Source organism: Streptomyces sp. NPDC001339, assembly GCF_042895955.1.
In the GTDB taxonomy this organism is placed as follows: Bacteria; Actinomycetota; Actinomycetes; order Streptomycetales; family Streptomycetaceae; genus Streptomyces.
Genome location: NZ_JBIAWT010000023.1, coordinates 1 through 26,918, shown reverse-complemented (window position 1 = coordinate 26,918; position 26,918 = coordinate 1). Strand labels below are relative to the sequence as shown.

Genomic DNA, 26,918 nt, shown 5'->3' with positions numbered 1-26,918 from the left:
TGGTGGGGTGGTGGGCGACCGTGGGTCAGTCGAGGCCGAGCTCGTTCTCGATGAAGGACAAGACCTCCTCGGCGGAAGCGGACTCCAGCTGGGAGCTGACCGCCGAGCCGCTGTCGGCGGCGGGGACGGGGGCGGGGGCGGGGGCGGTGTCGTCTCCCCAGGTACTCAGCAGGGACTTCAGGCGCATCTCCACCCTCATACGGAGGTTCTCGTCGTCCGGTCCGGCGGCCATCGCGGCCTCCAGGCGGTCGAGTTCGTCGATGACGGAGGCGCCGCCCGCACCGTCGGGCACCAGCTGTTCGACGAGGTGACGGGCGAGGGCGCCGACCGTGGGGCGGTCGAAGACCAGGGTCGCCGGCAACCGCAGCCCGGTGGCCTCCCGGAGGCGGTTGCGGAGCTCGACGGCGGTGAGGGAGTCGAAGCCCAGGTCGCGGAACGGGCGGTTGCCGCTGACGGCCTCCGGGTCGGGGTAGCCGAGGACGGCGGCCGCCTCGGTCCGTACGAGGTCGGTGACAGCGCGGGTGCGCTCGGCCTCGGGCAGGGCGGCGACACGGTCGCGGAAGGCGGCGGGTGCCCTGACGACGCTCGCCTCGCCCGCCTGCTCGGCTGCCGCCAACACCCGCTGGACCTGCGGGAGTCCCTCGAGCAGGGGCCGGCGCCGGGCAGCGGTGAAGGCCGGGGCGAAGCGCTCCCAGTCGACATCGGCGACGGCGAGGAAGGGCTCGTCGCAGGTGAGGGCGCGGTGCAGGGCGGCGACGGCCGACTCGGGGGCCATCGGGCGCAGTCCGCGCCGGCGCAGCTGCTCCTCGCCCTCACCGTCGGCCATACCGCCGCCGGCCCACAGGCCCCAGGCGACCGAGGTGGCCGTGCGGCCGCGGGCCCGGCGCTGTTCGGCGAGCGCGTCGAGGTGGGCGTTGGCGGCGGCGTAGGCGCCCTGGCCCGCGCTGCCCCACACTCCGGAGTTGGAGGAGAACAGAACGAAGGCGTCCAGGTCGCCGCCGGGCAGGTCCGCACGCAGCTCCTCGAAGAGCTCGTCGAGGTGGGCGGCACCGGCCACCTTGGCCGCGGCGACCTCCGCGTACTCCTGCAAGGTGGCCTCGGCGAGCGGAGTGGCCTGCGGCAGGCCGGCCGCGTGGAAGACGGCGTGGGGCAGCCGTCCGTCGGCGTGCAGCTTGCCGAGGAGGCCGGCCAGGCTCGTGCGGTCGGCGGCGTCGCATGCGGCGATGGTGACCTCGCAGCCCAGCGCGGCCAGTTCGGCGCGCAGTTCCGTGGCGCCGGGGGCGTCGGGTCCGCGGCGGCTGGTCAGAACGAGGTGTGCGGCGCCGTCGCGGGCCAGCCAGCGCGCCACGTGGGCGCCGAGGGAGCCGGTGCCGCCGGTGACCAGGACGGTGCCGCGGGGCTTCCAGGGGGCGCGGCCCGCCCCACGGGGGTGCTCGCCCGTGCCGCTGTCGGCGGCCACCAGGCGCCGGCCGAGCGTGCCGTGGACGCGGACGGCGATCTGGTCCTCGCCGTCGCCGGAGGCCAGGGCGGCGGCCAGGCGGTCGGCGGCGCGCCCGTCGAAGTCCTGGGGCAGATCGGCCAACCCGCCCCAGATGTCCGGGTATTCGAGGCCGATGACCCGGCCCAGGCCCCAGATCTGGGCCTGCACCGGGTCCGCCGGTGCGTCACCGGGGCCGGTGGCGACAGCGCCGCGGGTCAGCAGCCACAGCGGGGCCTGGAGGTCCGCGTCGCCCAGCGCCAGGCTCAGCGCGGTGGTGGCAGCGGCCCCCAGTGGCACCAGCGGGTGCTCGGGGTGCGGGCGCCGGGTCAGGGCGAGCAGCGACAGGACACCGTCGACCGGGCCGTCCCCGGCAGCGGTACGCAGCAGCCCGGCCACCGCGGCGCGGTCCACCGCGGTGTCGGGGACGGTGGTGCGTACGAGGTCCGCGCCGCGCTCGGCGAGGGCGGTGAGCACCGCGTCCGCGGTCTCGGCCACATCGGGGTCCTCGGGGAGGAGGGCGAGCCAGCGTCCGGTGAGGACCGGAACTCCCTGGTCGCCCAGCGGCTTCCAGGCGATGCGGTACGACCAGGAATCCAGCGTGCTCTCCTCGCGGCGCTGCCGGCGCCAGGAGGAGAGGGCGGGGAGCACGGAGTGCAGCGGTGCGTCACCGGTGACGTCCAGGGTCTGGACGAGTGCGTCGAGGTCGTTGCGGTCGACCGCCTCCCAGAACGCGGTGTCCGCCGCGCCGGGCGCGGCTCCGCCGACGGGAGCGGTGTCGGCGGGGGCCTGCCGCGCGTCCAGCCAGTAGCGCTGCCGCTGGAACGGGTAGGTCGGCAGCGGCACCCGGCGCGGCGCGGCGTCGGCGAAGACCGCGGACCAGTCGACGTCCACACCGTTGACGAACGCCTCGGCCAGCGAGGCGAGGAACCGCTCGGGCCCGCCCTCGTCGCGGCGCAGCGAGCCGACGACGGCGCCTTCGGTGCCGGTCTCCTCCAGGGTGTCCTGGATGCTCATGGCGAGGACGGGGTGGGCGCTGCACTCGATGAAGGCGTCGAAGCCCTCCTCGGCCAGGCGGCGGGTGGTGTCCGCGAACCGCACCGTGCTGCGGAGGTTGGTGTACCAGTACTCGGCGTCGAGGGCGGCGGTGTCCAGGAGCTCGCCGGTGACGGTGGAGTGGAAGGCCACCTCGGCGGAGCGGGGCGTGATCGGCGCCAGGGCCTCCGACAGCTCCGTGCGGAGGCGCTCGACCTGGACGTGGTGCGAGGCGTAGTCGACGGGGACGCGGCGGGCGCGGACGCCGTCCGTCTCGCAGGCGGCCAGGAGTTCGTCCAGGGCGCCGGGTTCGCCGGAGACCACCACGGCGGCCGGGCCGTTCACGGCGGCGACACCGATCCGGCCGTCCCAGGCGGTGATGCGGGTCTCCACATCGGCCAGGGGTGCGGCGACAGAGACCATGCCCCCCTCACCCGCCAGGGCGAGAAGGGCCTTGCTGCGCAACGCCACCACACGGGCCGCATCCTCCAACGAGAGCGCACCCGCCACCACAGCCGCCGCGATCTCCCCCTGGGAGTGCCCGATCACCGCGTCCGGCTTCACCCCGTACGAACGCCACAGCTCGGCCAGGGAGACCATCACGGCGAACAGGGCGGGCTGGACCACGTCCACGCGGTCGAGGGAGGGCGCACCCTCCGTACCGCGCAGCACGGACAGCAGATCCCAGTCGGTGTAGGGGGCGAGCGCGTCGGCGCACTCGCCCATCCGCGCCGCGAAGGCCGGAGAGGATTCCAGCAGTTCCAATGCCATTCCCACCCACTGCGACCCTTGCCCGGGGAACACGAATGCGACCTTGCCGTGGCAGCGGGCGGCACCTCGTACGACGCCGGGGCCGCTGCTGCCCTGTGCCAGGGCGGCCAGACAGCCGTCGAACCTCTCCCGGTCCCGTGCGATCACAACCGCCCGCCGATCGAACGTACTGCGGGTGGTGGCCAGCGAGTACCCCACATCTGTGGCGTGGACCCCCTGCTCACCCCTTAGGTGGGCGCGCAGCCGCTGCGCCTGTGCGCGCAGGGCGTCCTCGGTGCGGGCGGTGAGGACCCAGGGGACCACCGCGCCGGCGGTGCCGTCGGCCGGTGTGCCGGGGGTCGCGGCGGTGCCGTCCTCCGCAGGGGGTGCCTGCTCCAGGATGGTGTGCACATTGGTGCCGGACAGGCCGAAGGAGGAGACCGCGGCCCGGCGCGGCGCGCCGGTCTCGGGCCAGTCGCGGGCCTCGGTGAGCAGTTGTACGGCGCCGGAGGCCCAGTCGACATGCGAGCTGGGCCGGTCGACGTGGAGGGTCTTGGGCAGCACGCCGTGCCGCAGGGCCAGCACGGTCTTGATGACGCCGGCGACACCGGAGGCGGCCTGGGTGTGGCCGATGTTGGACTTCACCGAGCCCAGCCACAGCGGCCGGTCCGCGTCCCGGTCCCGGCCGTAGGTGGCGAGCAGGGCCTGGGCCTCGATGGGGTCGCCGAGGCGGGTGCCGGTGCCGTGCGCCTCCACCGCGTCGATGTCGCCGGGCTCCAGCCGGGCGTTGGCCAGGGCCTGGCGGATGACGCGCTGCTGGGAGGGGCCGTTGGGGGCGCTGAGGCCGTTGCTGGCGCCGTCCTGGTTGACGGCGGAGCCACGGATCACCGCCAGCACCTCATGGCCGTTGCGCCGGGCGTCGGACAGCCGCTCCACGAGGAGCAGGCTGACGCCCTCGGCCATGCCCATGCCGTCGGCGGCGTCGGCGAACGCCTTGCACCGGCCGTCGGCGGCCAGCGCCCGCTGGCGGCTGAAGGCCACGAACGAGGCGGGGGTGGACATCAGAGCCACGCCGCCGGCCAGGGCGAGGTCGCACTCTCCCTGCCGCAGCGACTGGATGGCCAGGTGGAGGGCGACCAGGGAGGAGGAGCAGGCGGTGTCGACGGTGACGGCCGGGCCCTCCAGGCCGAAGGTGTAGGAGAGCCGGCCGGAGACCACACTGGCGGCACCGCCGGTGAGCAGATGGCCTTCGGCGCCTTCGGGCTGGGGCACGCCCATGCCGTAGTCCTGGTAGTTGGTGCCGACGAAGACGCCCGTGCGGCTGCCGCGCAGGGAGCGGGGGGCGACGCCGGCGCGTTCCATCGTCTCCCAGGAGGTCTCCAGCAGCAGCCGCTGCTGGGGATCCATGGCCAGCGCCTCGCGCGGGGAGATCCCGAAGAAGCCCGGGTCGAAGTGGGCCGCGTCGTGCAGGAAGCCGCCCTCGCGGACGTAGCTGGTGCCCGGGTGGTCGGGGTCGGGGTCGAAGAGCGCGGCCAGGTCCCAGCCACGGTCCGTGGGGAAGCCGGTGATGGCGTCGCCGCCCTCGGCGAGGAGCTGCCACAGGTACTCGGGCGACTGCACGCCGCCGGGGTAGCGGCAGCCCATGGCGACGATGGCGATGGGCTCGTCGTCGGCGACGGTGACCACGGTGGCGGCCCGGTCCGCGCCGGGGGCGGTGCCGAACGCGTCGTCGTGCAGCCGGCGGGCCAGTCCGGTGGCGGTGGGGTGGTCGAACACGACGGTGGCGGGGAGCCGCAGGCCGGTGGCGGAGTTGAGGCGGTTGCGCAGTTCGACGGCGGTCAGCGAGTCGAAACCCAGCTCGCGCAGGGCCCGCTCGGGGGCGACCGCCTCCGGCCCGTCGTGGCCGAGCACGGCCGCCGCATGGGTGCGTACGAGGTCCAGCAGGGCCCGCAGCCGGTCGGCCTCGGACAGTGCGGACAGCCTGCCGTGCAGCTCGCCCGACGCCTCGGGGGCCGGTGTGCCGGCGGCTGAGGCGGCGGCCTCCAGGGCGCGGCGGGCCTCGGGGACGCCGGCCAGCAGCGGGCGGGGCCGGGCGGCGCAGAACACCGGCGCGAAGCGGGCCCAGTCGACATCGGCCAGGGCGAGGAAGGTCTCGTCGTCGACGAGGGCCTGGCCCAGGCCGGACAGGGCCAGATCCGGGTCGAGGAACGGCAGGCCCTGCCGGATCAGGCGCTCGGCGTCGACGTCCTGGTTCTGCTTGCTGTCGTCGTAGGGGTTGACGGCGTTCCACACGCCCCAGGCCAGCGACGTGGCCCGCAGGCCTCGGGCGCGGCGGCGGACGGCGAGCGCGTCGAGGTGCGCGTTGGCGGCGGCGTAGGCGGCGTGGTCTCCGCTGCCCCACACCCCGGCGATGGAGGAGAACAGGACGAACGCGTCCAGGTCGCGGTCGAGTACGGCATCCAGGTTGCGGGCCCCGGCCACCTTCGCCCGCGCCACGCCGGCGAACTCCGCCAGGTCCGTACGGTCGATGGCGGCCAGCTCGATCAGCGCGGCCGCGTGGAAGACCGCGCGGATGTCGTGACCATCGGCCTCCAGGCGGCCGATGAGCGCTTCCAGGTCGGCGCGGTCGGCGACATCGCATGCCTCGAACGTCACCGGCACCCCCACGCCGGCGAGGTCGGCAGCGGCCTCGTCGGCACCGGGGGCGGCGGCGCCCCGGCGGCTGACGAGCACGATGTGCCCGGCTCCGGCGGCGGCCAGCCAGCGGGCGATACGCGGCCCCAGCGCACCGGTGCCACCGGTGACCAGCACCGTGCCCCGGCACGTCCACTCCCGGTCCGCGCCGCCCGTACGGGGCGACCGCTCCAGCCGCTGGGCCAGCACCCCGGCCGGGCGGACGGCGAGCTGGTCCTCGTCACCGCCGGCGGCCAGGCGCCCGGCGACCAGCGCGGCGGTGCGCTCGTCCAGGTCCTGCGGCAGATCGACCAACCCGCCCCACAGCTGCGGGTATTCGAGGCCGATGACCCGGCCCAGGCCCCAGACCTGAGCCTGCTCCGGACTGGGCGCGGCGTCGTGCGCACCCGCCGCCACACCGCCCTGGGTGAGCAGCCACAGCGGGGCGCCGAACTCCGCATCGCCCATGGCCTGGGCCAGCAGCAGGGTGCCCGCGACACCGGCGGGCAACTCCGGGTACAGCGGATGCGGCTGCTCGGCGAGCGCCAGCAGTGAGACCACGCCCTTGGGGGCTGCCGCCTCCGTACGGAGCCGCTCGGCGACGGCGGCACGGCAGGTCTCGGCACCGGTGAGCTCGATCAGCACCGGGTCCGCGCCCTGGGTGGCGAGCGCGTCGCGGACCGCCGTCACGGCAGGATGCGCGCCCGCGCCCTCGGGAACGACGACCGCCCAGGTGCCGGTCAGGCGGTGCCCGCCGGTGACGGACAGGGGTTTCCAAGTGGCACGGTAGCGCCAGGAGTCGAGGGTGTGCTGCTCCTTGCGGCAGCTCCGCCACCGGGTGAGCGCGGGCAGCAGCTCGCTCAGCGTGGCCTCGGCGTCCACATCGAGCGTGTCGGCCAACGCCTGGAGGTCGGCGCTGTCGACGACCTCCCAGAAGCGGGCATCCACCGGATCGGCCGGGCCGCTCTCGGGGGCTGCGGTGCCGGGCTCCAGCCAGAAGTGCTTCTGCTGGAAGGCGTAGGTGGGGAGGTCGATGCGGCGGGCGCCGGTGAACAGCGGGGACCAGTCGACCGCCACGCCGTGGACATACGCCTCGCCGAGAGAGAGCAGGAAGCGGTCCATGCCACCCTCGTCACGACGCAGAGACCCCAAGGCGCGGGCATGGGGAACATCCGCGGCTTCCAGGGCGTCGCCGATGGACGTGGTGAGGACCGGGTGAGCCGACGCCTCGATGAACGTGCCAAAGCCTTCAGCTGCCAATGCCTCGACGGTTTGCTGTAGTTGAACGGTCTGACGGAGGTTGCTGTACCAGTACTCGGCATCCAACTCCTCACCGCCGACCCACTCCCCCGTCACCGTGGAGAAGAAGCCCACCTCAGCAGAGCGCGGGGTGATCGGAGCCAGCACCTCCAGCAGCTCCGCACGGATACGCTCCACCTGAACGCTGTGCGAGGCATAGTCGACGGGGACACGGCGAGCACGGACACCATCCGCCTCACAGGCGGCAAGAAGCTCGTCCAGGGCATCGGGCTCACCGGAGACCACCACAGCCGCCGGACCATTCACCGCCGCAACACCAACTCGGCCGCCCCAAGCAGTGATCCGCGCCTCCACATCCACCAGGGGCGCAGCGACGGAAACCATCCCACCCTCACCAACCAGGGCAAGGAGAGCCTTGCTGCGCAACGCCACCACACGGGCCGCATCCTCCAACGAGAGCGCACCCGCCACCGCAGCCGCCGCGATCTCCCCCTGCGAATGCCCGATCACCGCATCCGGCTTCACCCCGTACGAGCGCCACAGCTCGGCCAGGGAGACCATCACGGCGAACAAGACAGGCTGGACCACGTCCACGCGGTCGAGGGAGGGCGCACCCTCCGTACCGCGCAGCACGGACAGCAGATCCCAGTCGGTGTAGGGGGCGAGCGCGTCGGCGCACTCACCCAACCGCTCCGCAAACACCGGAGCACAATCCAACAACTCCACCGCCATCCCCACCCACTGCGACCCCTGCCCCGGAAACACCAACGCCACCTTGCCCGACCCACCAGAAGCCACCCCGGACACCACCCCAGCATCCGGCGCACCCCCAGCCACCGCCGACAACCGGGCCAGCAACTCCTCACGGCCCGCACCGACCACCACCGCCCGATGCTCAAACACCGACCGCGACGACACCAACGACCAACCCACATCAACCGGCTCAACAACACCCCCAAGACCACCCTCAAGACCAGCCACATGGGCAGCCAACCGCCCCGCCTGCCCCCGCAACGCCCCCTCCGACTTCCCCGACACCACCCACGGCACCACACCACCCACAGCCGGAACGCGATCCGCCCCGTCACCGGCCTCGGCTTCCGGCTCGGGCGCCTGCTCCAGGACGACATGGGCGTTGGTCCCCGAGATACCGAAGGACGAGACAGCGGAACGCCGGGCACGCTCGGCCTCCGGCCACTCACGGGACTCCGTCAGCAGCTCCACCGCACCCGCCGACCAGTCCACATGCGAGGACGGCGCATCCACATGCAAGGTGCGCGGCAGAACGCCCACCCGCATCGCCATCACCATCTTGATGACGCCGCCCACACCCGCCGCGGCCTGCGTATGCCCGATGTTGGACTTCAACGAGCCTAGCCACAGCGGGCGTTCGGGCTCGCGCTCGCTTCCGTAGGTGGCCAGCAAGGCCTGGGCCTCGATCGGGTCGCCGAGAGTCGTGCCCGTGCCATGGGCTTCGACAGCGTCCACATCCGCCGCCGACAGCCGCGCGTTGGCCAGAGCCTGACGGATGACACGCTGCTGGGAAGGGCCGTTGGGGGCGCTGAGGCCGCTGCTGGCGCCGTCCTGGTTGACGGCGGAGCCGCGGACCACGGCCAGGACCGGGTGGCCGTTGCGCAGTGCGTCCGAGAGGCGTTCGACGACGAGCATGCCGGCACCCTCGCCCCAGCCCGTGCCGTCGGCGGCCTCCGCGAACGCCTTGCAACGGCCATCGGCGGCCAGACCCCGCTGGCGGCTGAACTCCACGAACATATCGGGGTTGATCATGACGGCGACGCCGCCGACGAGAGCGAGTTCGCTCTCGCCCTGGCGCAGCGACTGCATGGCCAGGTGGAGGGCGACCAGGGAGGAGGAGCAGGCGGTGTCGACGGTGACGGCCGGGCCCTCCAGGCCGAAGGTGTAGGAGAGCCGGCCGGAGACGACGCTGGTGGCGTTGCCCGTCATCAGGTGGCCCTCGACGGCCTTGAGCTCCTCACCGCCGTCGGCGCCGTAGCCCTGGTAGGCAGCGCCGACGAAGACGCCGGTGCGGCTGCCGCGCAGGGTGGTGGGGTCGATACCGGCGTGTTCGACGGCCTCCCAGGAGGTCTGGAGGAGCAGCCGCTGCTGGGGGTCCATGGCCAGCGCCTCGCGGGGGGAGATCCCGAAGAATCCGGGGTCGAACTCGCCCGCGTCATAGAGGAATCCGCCCTCCTGTACGTACGAGGTCCCGGAGGAGCCGGGGTCGTCGTCGTAGAGGGCCGAGACATCCCAGCCCCGGTTGTCGGGGAAGTGGGAGACGGCGTCGCCGCCGGAGGCGACCAGGCCCCACAGATCCTGGGGGGAGGCCACCCCGCCGGGGTAGCGGCAGCCCATGCCGATGATCGCGATGGGCTCCTGGCCCGCTTCCTCGACCTCGCGGATGCGGCGGCGTGCGCGCCGCAGGTCGGCGGTCACCTTCTTGAGGTAGTCGCGGAGCTTGTCGTCATTGTTCATGGCTGCTGCTCTTCACTCCGTCGGTGTGGCCGTCGGGTTGGCGGGGGGGGCGGGGCTTTCGGCTGGGGTGGGGCAGAAGCGGGTGTCCGGTCAGGACAGCCCCAGCTCCTTGTCGATGAGCGCGAACATCTCGTCGTCGGTGGCCGTCTCGAGCTCGGCGTCGCTCTCGTCGTCCGGTCCGTCGGCGGTGTGCTGCTCCCGCCACTTGGCGAGGAGCGATTCGAGGCGTGCCGTGATGCGGCCGCTGTTCCCCTTGTCCGGCTGGTGGCCGGCCAGGGATCGCTCCAGCCGGTCGAGTTCGGTGAGGAGAGCGGTGTCGGTGCCGGGTTCGTCGGTGGACAGTTCGGTGCGCAGGTACTCGGACAGGGCCGCGGACGAGGGGTGGTCGAAGATGAGCGTGGTGGGCAGCCGGAGTCCGGTGGCGGTGCTCAGCCGGTTGCGGAGCTCCACCGCGGTCAGCGAGTCGAAGCCCAGGTCCAGGAAGCCGCGGTCGGGGCCGATCTCGGCGAGGGAGTCGTGTCCGAGGACGGCGGCGACATGGTCGCGTACGTGCTCCAGGAGGACGGCGGCGCGCTCGGCGGCCGGGGTGGCCGTGAGCAGCCGGGCCAGTGCGGGGCCGGTGTCCGGTGCGGCCGGCGCGGCGGCGCCTGCCGTGCGGCGGGACGGGGCCTGGGCGCGTACCAGGCCGCCGAACAGCGGGGGTACGGCGGGCTGGTGGCGCAGCGCGGCGAGGTCGAGCCGGACGGGCAGCAGCAGGGCGTCGCCGCGGTCCACGGCGGTGTCGAAGACGGCCAGGCCGTCGGCGGCGGTGAACGGGGTGACGGCGGCGCGGTCCATCCGGTCGCGTTCGGCGGTGCCCAGGGCGCCGGTCATGCCCCCGGTGCCGGTCCACGGGCCCCAGGCCAGCGAGGTGGCGGGCAGACCGGCCGCCTGGCGGTGCTGGGCCAGGGCGTCGAGGTAGGCGTTGGCGGCCGCGTAGTTGCCCTGGCCGGGGCTGCCGAGGGTGGCCGAGGTGGAGGAGAACAGCACGAATGCCGTCAGGTCGTGGTGGCGGGTGAGGTCGTGCAGGGTGCGGGCGGCGTCCAGCTTGGGGCGCAGCACCGTGTCGAGGCGGTCGGGGGTCAGGGAGGTCACGGCGCCGTCGTCGAGCACGCCCGCGGTGTGGACCACGCCGGTCAGGGGAGCGTCTGCGGGCAGCGCGGCGAGCAGGGCGGCCAAGGCGTCGCGGTCGGCGGTGTCACCGGCCGCGACGGTGACCCGGCAGCCCAGTGCGGTGAGTTCGGCGTGCAGTTCCGCGGCGCCGGGGGCGTCGGAGCCGCTGCGGCTGACCAGCAGAAGGTGGCGTACGCCGTGCCCGGTGGCCAGGTGGCGGGCGACCAGGGAGCCGAGGGCGCCGGTGCCGCCGGTGACCAGGACGGTGCCGTGCGGGCCGAAGCGGGGCGGCATGGTGAGGACGACCTTGCCGGTGTGCTTGGCCTGGCTGACGAAGCGGAACGCCTCGGGGGCGCGGCGCACGTCCCAGGTGCGGACCGGCAGCGGGCGCAGGGCGCCGGTCTCGAAGAGGGCGAGGACCTCGGTGAACAGCCGCTGGATGTGGTCCGGGCCGGCGTCGACGAGGTCGAACGCGCGGTAGTCGACGCCCTGGTGGGCGGTGGCGACGTGGTCGGCGTCGCGGATGTCGGTCTTGCCCATCTCCAGGAAGCGGCCGCCGCGGGACAGCAGGTCGAGGGAGGCGTCGACGAACTCCCGGGCCAGGGCGTTGAGCACCACGTCGACGCCGTCGCCTCCGGTGTGCTCCAGGAACGTGTCGCGGAAGTCGAGGGTCCGCGAGGAGGCGATGTGGTCATCGTCCAGGCCCAGTGAGCGCAGGGTCGCCCACTTGCCGGGGCCGGCGGTGGCGTACACCTCGGCGCCGAGGTGGCGGGCGAGCTGGACGGCGGCCATGCCGACACCGCCGGCGCCCGCGTGCACCAGGACGGACTGCCCGGCGCGCAGGCCGGCCAGCTCCACCAGCCCGTAGTAGGCGGTGAGGAAGACGATGGGCGCGGACGCGGCCTCGGTGAACGTCCATTCGGCGGGCTTCTTGACGAGCATCCGCCGGTCGGCGACGGCCTGCGGGCCGAAGGCGCCGGGGATCAGGCCCATGACCGCGTCGCCGGGTGCCAGCCCGGCCACGTCGGGGCCGACCTCGGTGACCACACCGGCGGCCTCGATGCCCATGACCGCGTCGCCGGGGTACATGCCCAGGGCGATGAGCACGTCGCGGAAGTTCATTCCGGCGGCCCGTACCTCGACGCGTACCTCACCGGGGGCCAGGGGCGCTGTGGCCCTAGGGGCGTCGACGAGGGCGAGGGCGTCCAGGGAGCCGGCGGCGGAGGTGTCCAGGCGCCAGGCGGCCCCGCCGGGCGGGGTGCCCAGCCGTCCGTCGGTGCCGGCCCGGGCGATGCGGGGGGTGCGGACGGTGCCGGCTCGCACGGCGGCCTGGGGTTCTCCGGTACCGGCGGCGCGGGCGGCCGCGGCGGCCGAATCGGGGTGCTCGTCGAGGTCGACGAGGACGAACCGGTCGGGATTCTCGAACTGCGCGGAGCGTACGAGGCCCCAGACGGGGGCGGACAGCGGGTCGGGCACCCGGTCGCCGTCGTCCGCGGCGACGGCACCGCGGGTCGTCAGGACGAGCCGGGCGGCATCCAGCCGGGGGTCGTCGAGCCATGTCTTCACCAGGTGCAGCGCCCGGTGGGCGGGGGCGTACGGGCCGTCGTCGGCGTCGTCCACCGGGCCGGTGAGAGAGGCGAAGACCAGCGCGGGCGCGGCCCCGTCCCCCTCGTCCAGGGCGGCGGCGAGCGCGGCCGGGTCGGGGTGCGAGGTGACCGTGGCGCCGGTGGACTTGAGGGCGGCGGCCAACTGGAACGGGTCGTCGCCGACGACCGCGTACGGGCCGGACGGCGGCTCGGCCACGGCGGCCGGGGTCCACTCCAGGCGGTACAGCGCGTCCTGCCCGGCGGGCGGCCGCCCGGCCGCCGCGGGGCGCAGCACCAGGCGTTCCACGGTGGCCACCGGGGCCCCGGTCTCGTCGGCAGCCAGCACGGACACGGCGTCCCGGCCCGCCGGGGTCAGCCGCACCCGCAGCGTGGTGGCGCCGCCGGCGTGCAGCCGTACACCGGTCCAGGCGAAGGGCAGCCGGGCGCCGGTGCCGACGTCGGCGGTGGCGGCCAGGCCGTGCAGCGCGGAGTCCAGGAGGGCCGGGTGGAGGCCGAAGTCGGCCGCCTGTGCCCGGTGTTCGCCGTCGAGGGCGGCCTCGGCGTACACGGTGTCGCCGTGCCGCCAGACGGCGCGCAGGCCGCGGAAGGCGGACCCGTAGGCGAATCCGGCGTCGGCCAGGCCGGCGTAGAAGCCGTCGGCGGGGACGGGTTCGGCGCCGGCGGGCGGCCAGGCGGCCAGGTCCTCCTCGACGGGCTCCGGGGCCGCGGGGGCCAGGAGCCCGGTCGCGTGCCGGGTCCAGGTCTCCGGGCCGCCGTCCTCGTCGCCGTCCTCGGGACGGGCGTACACGGTCAGGGTGCGCCGCCCCTCCTCGTCGGCGGCACCGACGGACACCTGGACGGATGCCGCGGCGCCTTCGGTGAGGGCGAGCGGGGTCTCGACGGTGAGTTCGGTGACCTCGGGGCAGCCCACCTGGTCCCCGGCGCGGACGGCGAGTTCGACGAACGCGGTGCCGGGCAGGAGGACGGTGCCGAGCACGGTGTGGTCGGCGAGCCAGGTGTGCGCGGAGCGCGCGATCCGGCCCGTGAGCACGGCGGTGTCCTGCCCCGCGGGCCGCAGCACCGCGCCCAGCAGCGGGTGGCGGGCCGCGGCCAGCCCGGCCGCGGTGACGTCGGCGGCCGCCGTACGGGAGGGCCGCGGCCAGTAGCGCTTGCGCTGGAAGGCGTAGGTGGGCAGGTCCACGTGGGGTCGGGCGGCGGTGTGCGGGTGGGCGGCGGTCCAGTCGACGGTCACGCCGTGGACGTGCAGCGTGGCCAGAGCGGTGAGGAAGGCCGCGGGTTCGGGGCGGTCGGCGCGCAGGGCCGGAACCGCCACGGCGGTGTTCCCTTCGGTGAGGCAGTCGCGGCCCATGGAGGTCAGCACGCCGTCCGGGCCGAGCTCCAGGAAGGCCCGGACGCCCCGCTGTTCGAGGCAGTGCATACCGTCCGCGAAGCGGACCGTCTCGCGGACGTGCCGTACCCAGTAGCCGGGGTCGCAGAGCTCCTCGGCGGTGGCCAGTCCGCCGGTGACGTGGGAGACGACCGGGACGGCCGGGGCGTGGTAGGTGAGCCCCTCGGCCACTCGGCGGAAGTCCGCCAGCATGGCGTCCATGTGCGGGGAGTGGAAGGCGTGGCTGACGCGCAGCCGCTTGGTCTTCACCCCGCGGGCCGCGAACCGCTCGGCGATCTCCACGGCCGTGCTCGCATCGCCGGAAACGACGACCGAGCGCGGCCCGTTGACCGCAGCGACCGAGACACCGCGCACACCGTCCAGCTCGGACAGGACCTCGTCCTCGGCGGCCGCCAGCGAGATCATGGCGCCGCCGGACGGCAGGGCCTGCATCAGCCGGCCGCGGGCGGCGACCAGTTCGGCCGCGTCGGCCAGGGACAGCACCCCGGCGACGTGGGCTGCGGCGAGCTCGCCGATGGAGTGGCCGGCGAGGTAGTCGGCGCGTATGCCCCAGTGCTCGGCCAGCCGGTAGAGGGCCACCTCGACGGCGAACAGCGCGGGCTGGGTGAGGGCCGTGTCGTCCAGCAGGGCCGCGTCCGCCGAGCCGGGCTCGGCGCGGAGCACGTCCAGCAGCGGCCGGTCCAGGTGGACGTCGAGGTGGGCGCACACGGCGTCCAGGGCCTCGGCGAACACCGGCTGATGGCCGTACAGCTCGCGGCCCATGGCCGGGCGCTGGGAGCCCTGGCCGCTGAAGAGCACCGCCGTCGGGCCGGCGGGCGCCGGCTGTCCGGTCACCACGCCGGGCGCGGTGCGGTCCTCGGCGAGCGCTTCCAGGGCGCGGGCGAAGCCTTCGCGGTCCTCGGCCAGGACGACGGCCCGGTGGTCCAGGGCGGCACGTCCGGTGGCCAGGGCGGCGCCGATGTCCGCGGGCCGCGGCCCGTCGGCGTCGGTCACGTACGGGAGGAGGGCGCGGGCCTGGGCGCGCAGTGCGGCGGAGTTCTTGGCGGAGACCGGCCAGGGCAGCGGAGCCGGGGAGGCGTCCGGGGTGGCGGGCGCGGCGGTCCGCGGGGCGGGCGCGGCCGGCGGCTCCTCCAGGATGGCGTGGGCGTTGGTGCCGCTGATGCCGAAGGAGGAGACGGCGGCGCGGCGCGGCCGGTCCGCGTCCCGAGGCCAGTCCCTGGCCTCCGTCAGCAGCCCGACGGCCCCCGCCGACCAGTCCACATGCGAGGTCGGCCGGTCCACGTGCAGGGTCTTGGGCAGCACGCCGTGCCGCATCGCCATCACCATCTTGATGACACCGGCGACGCCTGCGGCGGCCTGGGTGTGGCCGATGTTGGACTTGACCGAGCCCAGCCACAGCGGCCGGCCCGCGTCCCGGTCCCGGCCGTAGGTGGCCAGCAGGGCCTGGACCTCGATCGGGTCGCCGAGGGTGGTGCCCGTGCCATGGGCCTCGACCGCGTCCACGTCCGCCGCCGACAGCCGGGCACCCGCGAGGGCCTGCCGGATGACGCGCTGCTGGGAGGGGCCGTTGGGGGCGGTCAGGCCGTTGCTGGCCCCGTCCTGGTTGACGGCGGTACCACGGACCACGGCCAGCACCGGGTGGCCGTTGCGTACGGCGTCCGACAGACGCTCGACCAGCAGCATGCCGGCGCCCTCCGCCCAGCCCGTGCCGTCCGCGGCCTCGGCGAACGCCTTGCAGCGGCCGTCGGGTGCCAGCCCGCGCTGGCGGCTGAACTCCACGAACGCGCCCGGCGTGGACAGCACCGTCACCCCGCCCGCCAGCGCCAGGTCGCACTCCCCCTGGCGCAGCGACTGGGCGGCCAGATGCAGCGCGACCAGCGAGGACGAGCAGGCGGTGTCCACGGACACGGCCGGGCCCTCCAGGCCGAAGGTGTAGGCCAGCCGGCCGGAGAGCACGCTGGTGGCGTTGCCGGTGAGCAGGTGCCCCTCGACACCGTCCCGCGCGGTGCGCATCAGCGCCGCGTAGTCCTGGCCATTGGTCCCGGCGAACACGCCGGTGCGGCTGCCGCGCACCGAGTCCGGGGCGATTCCGGCCCGTTCGAACGCCTCCCACGAGATTTCCAGCAGCAGCCGCTGCTGCGGGTCCATCGCCAGGGCCTCACGCGGCGAGATGCCGAAGAGGCCCGCGTCGAAGTCGGCGACGGCCTCGATGAAACCGCCTTCGCGGGCGTAGCTGGTGCCCAGCGTGCCCGGGTCGGGATCGTAGAGCGCCTCCAGGTCCCAGCCGCGGTCGGCGGGGAACGGCGAGATACCGTCGCCGCCCGTGGCGACCAGCCGCCACAGCTCCTCGGGGCTGCCCACGCCGCCCGGGTAGCGGCAGCTCATACCGACGATCGCGATCGGCTCGGCGTCGTCAGCGGTCCGCGTGGCGCCCTCGGCGGGGCGCTCCGGCAGCGTCTCGTCCGCCTGGCCGCCCAGCGCCTCGGCGAGCAGATGGCCGGCCAGCACGGCGGGCGTCGGGTAGTCGAAGACCAGCGTGGCGGGCAGCGCCAGGCCGGTGGCGGCCTGCAGCCCGTTGCGCAGCTCCACCGCCATCAGCGAGTCGAACCCCAGCTCCTTGAAGGGCCGTTGGCCCTCGACGGCATCGGCACCCGCGTGCCCGAGCACCGCGGCGGCCTGTTCCCGTACGAGGTCCAGGACGGCACGGCGCCGCTCGGCCGCGCCCGGGGTGGCGACCAGCCCGGCGAACCGCGCCGACGGGCCGCCCGCGCCGGAGGCCGCGGAGGTGCCCGGCGCGGCGTCGGCCAGCGCGGCGCGCACCTGCGGCAGTTCGTCCAGCAGCGGGCGCGGGCGGGCCGCGGTGTAGGCGGGCGCGAACCGCTGCCAGTCCATGTCGGCCACGGTCACCGAGGTCTCGTCCGCGGCCATCGCCCGCAGCAGCGCCGTCACCCCCAGCTCAGGGTCGAGCGGACGCAGGCCACGGCGGCGCAGCCGCGCGTCGGCCACGTCGTCGGCGGACATCCCGGCCCCGGCCCACGGGCCCCAGGACACGGCGGTGGCGGGCAGGCCCCGGGACCTGCGGTGCTCGGCGAGGGCGTCCAGGTAGGCATTGGCGGCCGCGTAGGCGCCCTGCCGGCCGCTGCCCCACACACCGGCGATGGAGGAGAACAGCACGAACGCGTCCAGCGGGGTGTCCGCCAGCGCCGCGTGCAGATGGGCGGCGCCGGCCACCTTGGCGCGCATCACCTCGGCGAAGTCCTCGGCGGTGGCGTCCGGCAGCGCGGTGAACCGCCCGAACCCGGCAGCGTGGATCACCGTACGGAGCGGGAACTCCTCGGGCACCTCGGCCAGCAGCCGGTCGACTGCCGTGCGTTCGCCCACGTCGCAGGAGGCGAGCGTGACCCGCGCTCCGGACTCCTCCAGTTCCGCCACCAGTTCGGCCGCGCCCGGGGCGTCGGGGCCGCCGCGGCTGGTGAGCAGCAGATGCCCGGCGCCCTCACGGGCCAGCCGGCGGGCGACCGCCGCGCCGAGCGCCCCGGTGCCGCCGGTGATCAGTACGGTGCCGTGCGGACGCTCCGTACGGACGGGGGTGGCGTCCGCCGGGGCGGGCACCAGCCTGCGCACGAAGACACCGGAGGCGCGGATCGCCCACTCGTCCTCGTCGGCAGTGCCTTCGGCCCCGCTCGCGACGATGTCGCGGCCGAGCACGCCCAGCAGACGTTCAGCGGCGCGCACGTCGGTCCGCTCCGGGAGGTCGACCAGCCCGATACGGCGGCCGGTCAGCTCCAGCCCCGCCACCCGGCCCAGGCCCCAGATCTGCGCCTGTACGGGGGCGGTGAGCGCGTCGGACCGCCCGGTGGACACCGCGCCGCGCGTGAGACACCACAGCGGGGCCACCGACCCGACGTCCTCCAGGGCCTGTACGAGCGCCAGCGTGGCGGCCAGCCCCGCCGAGGGGGCCGGGGCCACGTCCGGCTCGGTTCCCAGCGCCAGCAGTGAGAGCACGCCCGCGACAGCGCCGTCACCGGACGCGTCCCGCAGCCGCCCGGCCAGCGCCGCACGGTCCGCGCCCCCTTCCACCCGGACGACCGAGGCACCGTGCTCCCCGAGGGCATGCAGCAGCGGACCGGCCCACTCGGCACCGGCCCACCGCCCCGCACCCGCCTCGGCCGGGAGCACGACCAGCCAGGTGCCGTCCACGATCCCGTCCGCGGCCGAGGCGGCGGGCACGGTCACCGGCCGCCAGGCCGCCCGGTAGCGCCAGGAATCGATCGTCGACTGCTCACCGCGCTGCCGGTGCCAGCCGGCCAGGGCCGGCTGCACGGCCGCGACCAGCCCCTCGTCCAGCTCCAGCGCCGCCGCCAGTCCGGCGAGGTCGGCACGCTCCACCGCCTCCCAGAACCGGGCGTCGCCGCCGACGGCCCCGCGCTCGTCCCGGGCGGAACCGGGATCGCCCGCCAGCCAGTAACGCTGGTGCTGGAAGGGGTAGGTGGGCAGGTCGACACGGCGGGCACGGGGGAAGAACGGGGCCCAGTCGACCGCCACGCCGGAGGTGTGCAGCTGGGCGAGGGCGACGAGGACCGCCTGCTCCTCGGGGCGGTCACGGCGCAGAGAGGGGATCAGTGCGGCATCGGAGCCGGCGGGGAGACAGTCGCGGGCCATGGCCGTGAGGACGCCATCAGGCCCCAACTCCAGGAAGATCTCCACGCCTTCGCGCTCCAGGGAGCGGATGCCGTCGGCGAAACGGACCGCCTCACGGACGTGGCGGACCCAGTAGTCGGGGTCGCGGAGATCGTCGGCAGTGGCGAGTTCGCCGGTGACATTGGAGACCACTGGCAGGGACGGGGCCTCGTACGACAACCCCGCCGCCACCCGACGGAAGTCCTCCAGCATCCCGTCCATCAACGGCGAATGGAACGCGTGACTGACGCGGAGACGCTTGGTCTTCACACCACGAGCCGCGAAGCGCTCGGCGAGCTCCATTACAGCCGTCTCGTCACCCGACATCACCACCGAGCGTGGGCCGTTGACGGCCGCTATGGAGACCTTTTCGAAGCCCTCCAGCTCGGCACGGACCTCATCCTCCGCCGCGGCCAGGGACACCATCGCCCCACCGGACGGCAGGGCCTGCATCAGACGACCGCGAGCGGCCACCAGCCGGGCGGCATCCGCCAGGTTCAACACCCCGGCCACATGCGCCGCCACCAACTCACCGATCGAATGCCCGGCCACGAAGTCCGGCCGCACACCCCAGGACTCGGCCAGGCGGAACAGCGCCACCTCGACCGCGAACAGCGCGGGCTGCGTGAACTCCGTACGGTCCAGCGCCTCCGCATCCCCGAACACCACCTCACGCAGCGGCCGCCCCAGGTGGGCGTCGAGTTCCACGCACACGGCATCGAAGGCGTCCGCGAAGGCAGGGAACCGCTCGTACAACTCCCGGCCCATGCCCAGGCGCTGTGCCCCCTGCCCGGTGAACAACACGGCGGCGCGGCCACCTCGTACGCTCCCCCGCAGCACGTTCGGCGCGGGAGTGCCCTCGGCGAGTGCCATGAGGCCGCTCAGGAGGGTGTCCCGGTCGGTGGCCAGTACGGCGGCGCGGTGGTCGAGGGCAGCACGCGCGGTGACCAGGGTGTAGCCGAGGTCGGTGACCGTGAGGCCGGGCTCCGCCTCGGCGTGGGCGGCCAGTCGCCGGGCCTGTTCGCGTAGGGCCTCGGCGCTCTTGGCGGAGAGCACGACCGGGAGCGACGGACCCGCCGGGCGATCGGCGTCCCCGTCGGCCTCGTCGGCCGTTGCGGCCCCGTCGGCCGTGGCGGGTGCCTGCTCCAGGATCAGATGGGCGTTGGTGCCGCTGACGCCGAAGGAGGAGACGCCCGCGCGGCGGGGCCGGCCGGTGGTGGGCCAGTCACGGTTCCCGGTGAGCAGTTCGACGGCGCCGACCGACCAGTCCACGTGCGAGGAAGGCGTGTCGACATGCAGTGTCCTGGGCAGCACACCGTGCCGCATGGCCATCACCATCTTGATGACGCCCGCAACACCCGAGGCCGACTGGGCGTGGCCGATGTTGGACTTGAGGGAGCCCAGCCACAGCGGCTGGCCGCCGTCCCGCTCCTGGCCGTAGGTGGTCAGCAGCGCCTGGGCCTCGATGGGGTCACCGAGGCGGGTACCGGTGCCGTGGGCCTCGACCGCGTCCACCTCGGCCGCCGTCAGCCGGGCGTTGGCCAGGGCCTGGCGGATGACGCGCTGCTGGGAAGGGCCGTTGGGGGCGCTGAGGCCGTTGCTGGCCCCGTCCTGGTTGACGGCGGAGCCGCGGACGACGGCGAGGATCTCGTGGCCGTTGCGCTCGGCGTCCGAGAGCCGCTCCAGCAGGACGACGCCGACTCCCTCGGACCAGCCGGTGCCGTCGGCGGCGTCGGCGAACGCCTTGCAGCGGCCGTCGGCGGCCAGCCCGCGCTGCCTGCTGAACTCGATGAACGCGGCCGGGTGCGCCATCACCGTCACACCACCGGCGAGCGCCATGGAGCACTCCCCCTGGCGCAGCGCCTGGGCGGCCAGGTGGAGGGCGACCAGCGAGGAGGAGCAGGCGGTGTCGACGGTGACGGCCGGGCCCTCCAGGCCGAAGGTGTACGACAGGCGGCCGGAGACCACGGCAGGGGCACTGCCGGTGAGGAAGTAGCCCTCGGATCCGTCGGGGATCTCGGTCAGCCCGGCTCCGTAACCGGAGGAGGTCGCTCCGACGAAGACGCCGGTGCGGCTGCCGCGCAGCGCTGCGGGAGTGATCCCGGCGCGTTCGAAGACCTCCCAGGTGGTCTCCAGCAGCAGCCGCTGCTGCGGGTCCATCGCCAGGGCCTCACGCGGCGAGATGCCGAAGAACGCGGCGTCGAAGTCGCCCGCGGCGGGCACGAAGCCGCCCTCGCGGGCGTAGCTGGTGCCTTGGTTGTCCGGGTCGGGGTCGTACAGCGCGTCCAGGTCCCAGCCGCGGTCGGTGGGGAAGGGGGTGATCCCGTCGGCGCCGGTGACGGCCAGCCGCCACAGGTCCTCGGGACTGCGGACGTCGCCGGGGTAGCGGCAGCCCATGGCGACGATGGCGATGGGCTCGTCGGCGACAGCGGCGGTCACCGGGGCGACGGCGGGGTCCCCGGCGGTGGTGCCGAGCGCTTCGTGGCGGATGTGGTCGGCGAGCGCCCGCGGGGTGGGGTGGTCGAAGACGAGGGTGGCGGGCAGCGGCAGCCCGGCCGCCGTCGAGAGCAGATTGCGCATCTCCACGGCGGTGAGCGAGTCGAAGCCCAGATCGCGGAAGGCTCGGTCGGGGTCGACGGCACCGGCGGAGCCATGGCCGAGCACGGCGGCCGCCTGTTCCCGTACGAACTCCAGGACCGCGGGGGCGGCCTCGGCCTCCGGCAGTCCGGCCAGCTTCCGTGCCAGGGCGGAGGGTTCGCCGTTCCCGGACGGCCCCGTGGCCTGCGGGGCGGTCGCGGTGCGGCCGGCGTCGAGCGCATCGCGGACCTCGGGGAGGTCCTCGATGAGCGGGCGGCGGCGGGCGGCCGTGAAGCCTGGGGCGAACCGCGCCCAGTCCACGGCGGCCACGGCGAGGCAGGTCTCGTCCGCGTCCAGGGCCTGCCACAGCACGGTGGTGGCCTGCTCCGGGTCCAGCTCGTGCATACCGCGGCGGCGCAGGTGGGCGCGGGCCTCAGGGCCGTCGGCCATACCGCTGCCGGCCCAGGCGCCCCAGGCCACGGAGGTGGCGGTCAGGCCCTGGGCGCGGCGGCGGGCGGCGAGCGCGTCGAGGTGGGAGTTGGCGGCGGCGTAGGCGCCCTGGCCGGCGCTGCCCCATATGGCGGCGCCGGAGGAGAAGAGGACGAAGGCGTCGAGCGTCTCCCTGCCGTTCTCGCCGTCGCCGGTGATGCCGCCGTCGAGAAGGTCGTGGAGGTGGTCGGCACCCCGGGTCTTCGCGTCCAGGACGCGGCCGAGCTCTTCGGGGGTGGTGTCGGCCAGCGGGGTGGCCTGCGGGAGTCCGGCGGCGTGGAACACCGCGCGTACCGGGCCGCCGCCGTCCTGCGCCCGTACGCCGTCCAGTAGTTCGGCCACCTGTGCGCGGTCGGCCATATCGCAGGCCGCGACGGTCACCTGGGCGCCGAGTGCGGTGAGTTCGTCGCGCAGCTCCGTGGCTCCGGGCGCATCGGCGCCGCGCCGGCTGGTGAGGATCAGGTGCTCGGCACCGTTGCGGGCCAGCCAGCGCGCCACATGCGCGCCCAGGGCCCCGGTGCCGCCGGTCACCAGGACGGTGCCGCGAGGCGTCCACCGCCCGGCCTTGGAAGTCCTGGCCTCGGAGGTTCCGGCCTCGGGAGTCCCAGCCCCGGAAGTTCCGGCCTCGTATGGGGCGTGGGTCAGGCGCCGGACGAACGCGCCGGTCGGGCGCAGCGCCACCTGGTCCTCGCCATCGGCGGAGGCCAGCACGGCGGTCAGGCGCCGGGCCGTACGCCCGTCGAGCGCGGCATCGGCAACGGCATCGGCATCGGCATCGGGTGACACGGGCAGGTCGAGCAGCCCGCCCCACCGCTCGGGGTGCTCCAGCCCTACCACCCGGCCCAGGCCCCACACCTGGGCCTGTACCGGCTCGGGCGGGGCCTGGTGGGCCCCGGCCGCCACCGCGCCCCGGGTGAGCAGCCACAGCGGAGTGTCGAATCCGGCGTCGCCCAGGGCCTGGACCAGCGCGAGGGTGGCGGCGACGGGGAACGGGGCCTGCCCAGCCGCCTCGGCCCCCTCAACCCCCTCAGCCTCATCGGCCCTCTCTGCTCCCTCAGCCTTCTCCTCCGCACCGCCGCACGGCGCCAGCGCAAGCAGCGAGAGCACGCCATCGGGCGCAGCCCCTGCCGCCGTCAGACGCTCGTGGAGCACTGTGCGGCTGCAGTCGGCGCGGGAGATCTCCAGGACGGCCGGAGGCTCCGCGCCGTCGTGCCGCAGCGCGTCCAGAACGGAGACGACGGCGGGATCACCTGCGTGCTCCTGAGGCACCACGGCCAGCCAGCGGCCGTCGAGGCGGGCATCCGTGGAGACGGAGTGCGGCTTCCAGGTCACGCGGTAGCGCAGCGAGTCGAGTACCGCCTGCTCGTCCTGGCGGCGCCGCCACTCGGCCAGCACGGGCAGCGCCGCGCCCAGCGCCTCGCGAGCGTCCTCGGCGTCCACACCCAGCGTGGCCGCCAGCGTCTCCAGGTCCTCGCGCTGGACAGCCTCCCAGAACCGCGACCCCACGGGGTCGGCGATGCCGGGCCCCTGGTCTTGCGCGGCACGGGTCACCGGTACGTCGAGCCAGTAGCGCTGGTGCTCGAAGGCGTACGTGGGCAGGTCGACCTGGCGGGCACCGGGGAAGAACGGGGCCCAGTCGACCGCCACGCCGGAGGTGTGCAGCTGAGCGAGGGCGACGAGGACCGCCTGCTCCTCGGGGCGATCACGACGCAAGGACGGGACCAGCACGGCATCGGAGTCGGCCGCCAGACACTCACGCGCCATGGCCGTCAGTACGCCATCCGGACCCAACTCCAGGAAGGCCCCGACGCCTTCACGCTCCAGCGTGCGGACGCCGTCGGCGAAACGCACCGCCTCACGGACATGACGGACCCAATAGTCGGGCGAGCACAACTCCTCGGCACTGGCGAGTTCGCCGGTGACGTTGGAGACCACCGGCAGGGACGGCGCCTCGTACGACAGCCCCGCCGCCACCTGACGGAAGTCCTCCAGCATCCCGTCCATCAACGGCGAATGAAACGCATGACTAACCCGCAGCCGCTTGGTCTTCACACCACGAGCCACGAAGCGGTCGGCAACCTCCAGCACAGCCGCCTCATCACCCGAAATCACCACAGAATTCGGGCCGTTGACGGCTGCGATCGACACCTCCGCACGGCCCTCCAGCTCGGCACGGACCTCGTCCTCCGAGGCGGCCAGGGACACCATCGCCCCACCGGACGGCAACGCCTGCATCAGACGACCGCGAGCGGCCACCAACCGCGCCACATCCGCCAGGTTCAACACCCCGGCCACATGAGCCGCCACCAACTCACCCACCGAATGCCCGGCCACAAAGTCCGGCCGCACACCCCACGACTCGACGAGACGGAACAACGCCACCTCCACCGCGAACAGCGCGGGCTGCGTGAACTCCGTCCGATCCAGCGCCTCCGTGTCCTCGAACACCACCTCACGCAACGGCCGCTCGAGATGCGCATCCAGCTCCGCACACACCTCATCAAAGGCCTCCGCAAAAACCGGGAAACGGGCATACAACTCCCGCCCCATCCCCACCCGCTGCGCACCCTGACCAGTGAACAACACCGCCAACACACCCGAACCCACCACCCGGCCCCTCACCACCTGAGCCGCCACCGTCCCCGCCGCCAGAGCCTCAAGCCCCACCACAAAATCCTCCGCACCAGACCCCCACACCACCGCCCGCTCACCAAAACCCGCCCGCGACACCGCCAACGACAACCCCACATCCGCCACACACACCCCACCACCAGCCACACACGACAACAACCCACGCGCCTGCCCCCGCAACGCCCCCACCGACTTCGCCGACACCACCCACGGCAACAACACCCCCTCACACACCCCAGCCCCCTCCGCCACCCCGGAACCCTCCACCTCCACAGCCAGCTCCGGCTGAGGAGCCTCCTCCAGGACCACGTGCGCGTTGGTGCCGCTCACACCGAAGGAGGAGACGCCCGCGCGCCGAGGAGCTCCCGTGCGCGGCCACTCCCGGCTCTCGGTCAGCAACTCGACGGCACCGGCCGACCAGTCCACATGCGAGGACGGCGCGTCCACGTGCAGCGTCCTGGGCAGCACGCCGTGCCGCATCGCCATCACCATCTTGATGACGCCCGCGACACCCGCCGCCGCCTGGGTGTGACCGAGGTTGGACTTGACGGACCCCAGCCACAGCGGGCGGGCGGCGTCCCGTGCCTGCCCGTACGTGGCCAGCAGCGCCTGGGCCTCGATGGGGTCACCGAGGGTGGTGCCGGTGCCGTGGGCCTCGACCGCATCGATCTGCTCGGCGGACAGCCGGGCGTTGCCCAGTGCGGCGCGGATGACGCGCTGCTGGGAGGGGCCGTTGGGGGCGGTGAGCCCACTGCTGGCACCGTCCTGGTTGACGGCAGAGCCACGGACCACCGCGAGGACCCGGTGACCGTTGCGCCGGGCGTCGGCCAGCCGCTCCAGCAGGAGCAGCCCTACGCCCTCGCCCCAGCCGGTGCCGTCCGCGGCCTCCGCGAACGGCTTGCAGCGGCCGTCGCGCGCGAGCCCGCCCTGGCGGCTGAACTCGGTGAAGGTGCCCGGGGTCGCCATGACCGTCACACCGCCGGCGAGGGCCAGTCCGCACTCGCCGAGCCGCAGGGCCTGGCTCGCCAGGTGCAGGGCGACCAGCGACGAGGAGCAGGCGGTGTCGATGGTGACGGCCGGCCCCTCCAGGCCGAGGGTGTACGAGATGCGGCCCGACGCCACGCTGCCCGCACTGCCGTTGCCGAGATAGCCCTCGAACTCCTGGAAGACGTCGGGTGCCAGGAGCAGCCGAGCCGCGTAGTCCTGGTACATCACCCCGGCGAAGACGCCGACCCTGCTGCCGCGTACGGAGTGCGGGTCGATGCCGCCGCGCTCGAACGCCTCCCACGACGCCTCCAGCAGCAGGCGCTGCTGCGGGTCCATGGCCAGGGCCTCACGCGGCGAGATCCCGAAGAAGGCGGGGTCGAACTGGGCGGCGTCGTAGAGGAATCCGCCTTCACCGGTGTGACTGGCCCCGCCGTCGCGTGCGTCCGGGTCGTACAGCGCCTCCGTGTCCCAGCCACGATCGGCAGGGAAGCCGGAGACCGCGTCCCGGCCCTCCGCGACCAGCTCCCACAGGTCCTCCGGCGACCGGACACCGCCGGGGAAACGGCAGCTCATGCCGACGATGGCGAGGGGCTCGTGCTCCTTGTCCTCCGCTTCCTGGAGGCGGCGGCGCGCCTCGCGCAGGTCCGCGGTGGCGCGCTTGAGGTAGTCGAGAAGCTTCTTTTCGTCAGTCATCCCAGGTCTTTTCCTCGTAGCACTCGGTAACCGTGTGTGTCTCGCTTCACGACAAACCGAGTTCGTCGTCGAGGAGTTCGAAGAGTTCGTCAGCGGTCGCGGACTCCAAGCCGGCGTCGTCGTCCGCGGCGGCGGGGCCGGAGGATCCGGCGCCGCGGGTCCACTGCGCCAGCAGGCCGCGCAGCCGTTCGGTGATCCGGGCGCGCTCGGTCTCGTCCGGGTCCGTGCGGGAGAGGGTCTCGCCGAGCTTGTCCAGCTCCGCGTGGACGGGCAGCACCACCGGGGCGCCCTCCACGGCCACTTCGGCACGCAGGTGCGCGGCCAGCGCGGTCGGCGTGGGGTAGTCGAAGACCAGCGTGGCGGGCAGCCGCAGGCCGGTGGCCGCGTTGAGGCGGTTGCGCAGTTCCACCGCGGTCAGGGAGTCGAAGCCCGACTCCAGGAAGCCGCGCCCCGGATCCACCGCGCCGCCCGACGCATGGCCCAACACCGCGGCGACATGGCTGCGTACCAGGTCGAGGGCGAGGCGCTCCTGCTCCTGCGCGGAGCGGCCCGCCATACGCTGTGCCAGCGAGGGGCCGGCAGCCGCCCCACCACCGTCGCGCACGGTGCGGCGGACGGGCGTACGGATCAGACTGCGCAGCAGGGGCGGCAGGTTCCCGGAGGCCGCCTGGACGCGCCAGGCCGCGGTGTCCAGCCGTACGGGCATCAGCAACGGGCTGTCCGCCATGCCGGTGGCCGTGTCGAAGAGCCGCAGGCCCTGCTCCGTGGTCATCGCGCGGACGCCGGAGCGGCCCAGGCGGGCGATGTCCCCATCGTCCAGGTGCGCAGTGAGCGAACTACGGGTCTCCCACAGGCCCCAGGCCAGGGAGTGGGCGGGCAGCCCCTGCGCCCGGCGGTACTGCGCCAGCCCGTCCAGAAAAGCATTGGCCGCCGCGTAGTTGCCCTGACCCGCACCACCCATCGTGGAAGCAAAAGAGGAGAAGAGAACGAAGGCGGACAGATCCAGCCCCAGCTCCCGCGTCAACTCATG

General features: G+C 74.2%; 2 protein-coding genes and 2 pseudogenes. All 4 read right to left on the bottom strand.

Annotated elements, in window-relative coordinates; genetic code table 11:
• Window positions 1-25: 25 nt before the first annotated feature.
• Window positions 26-9,685: pseudogene (locus tag ACFY12_RS34945) on the bottom strand (type I polyketide synthase); the annotation flags it as partial.
• Between the two features lie 90 nt (window positions 9,686-9,775).
• On the bottom strand, window positions 9,776-25,777 hold the full coding sequence (locus tag ACFY12_RS34940) for a type I polyketide synthase (RefSeq protein WP_390720022.1): 16,002 nt from the start codon (window positions 25,775-25,777) through the stop codon (window positions 9,776-9,778).
• Between the two features lie 33 nt (window positions 25,778-25,810).
• Window positions 25,811-25,888 (bottom strand): annotated as a pseudogene (locus ACFY12_RS34935) (polyketide synthase docking domain-containing protein); the annotation flags it as partial.
• Between the two features lie 46 nt (window positions 25,889-25,934).
• A partial coding sequence (locus ACFY12_RS34930; RefSeq protein ID WP_390720020.1) for a KR domain-containing protein occupies window positions 25,935-26,918 on the bottom strand: 984 nt, incomplete at its 5' end.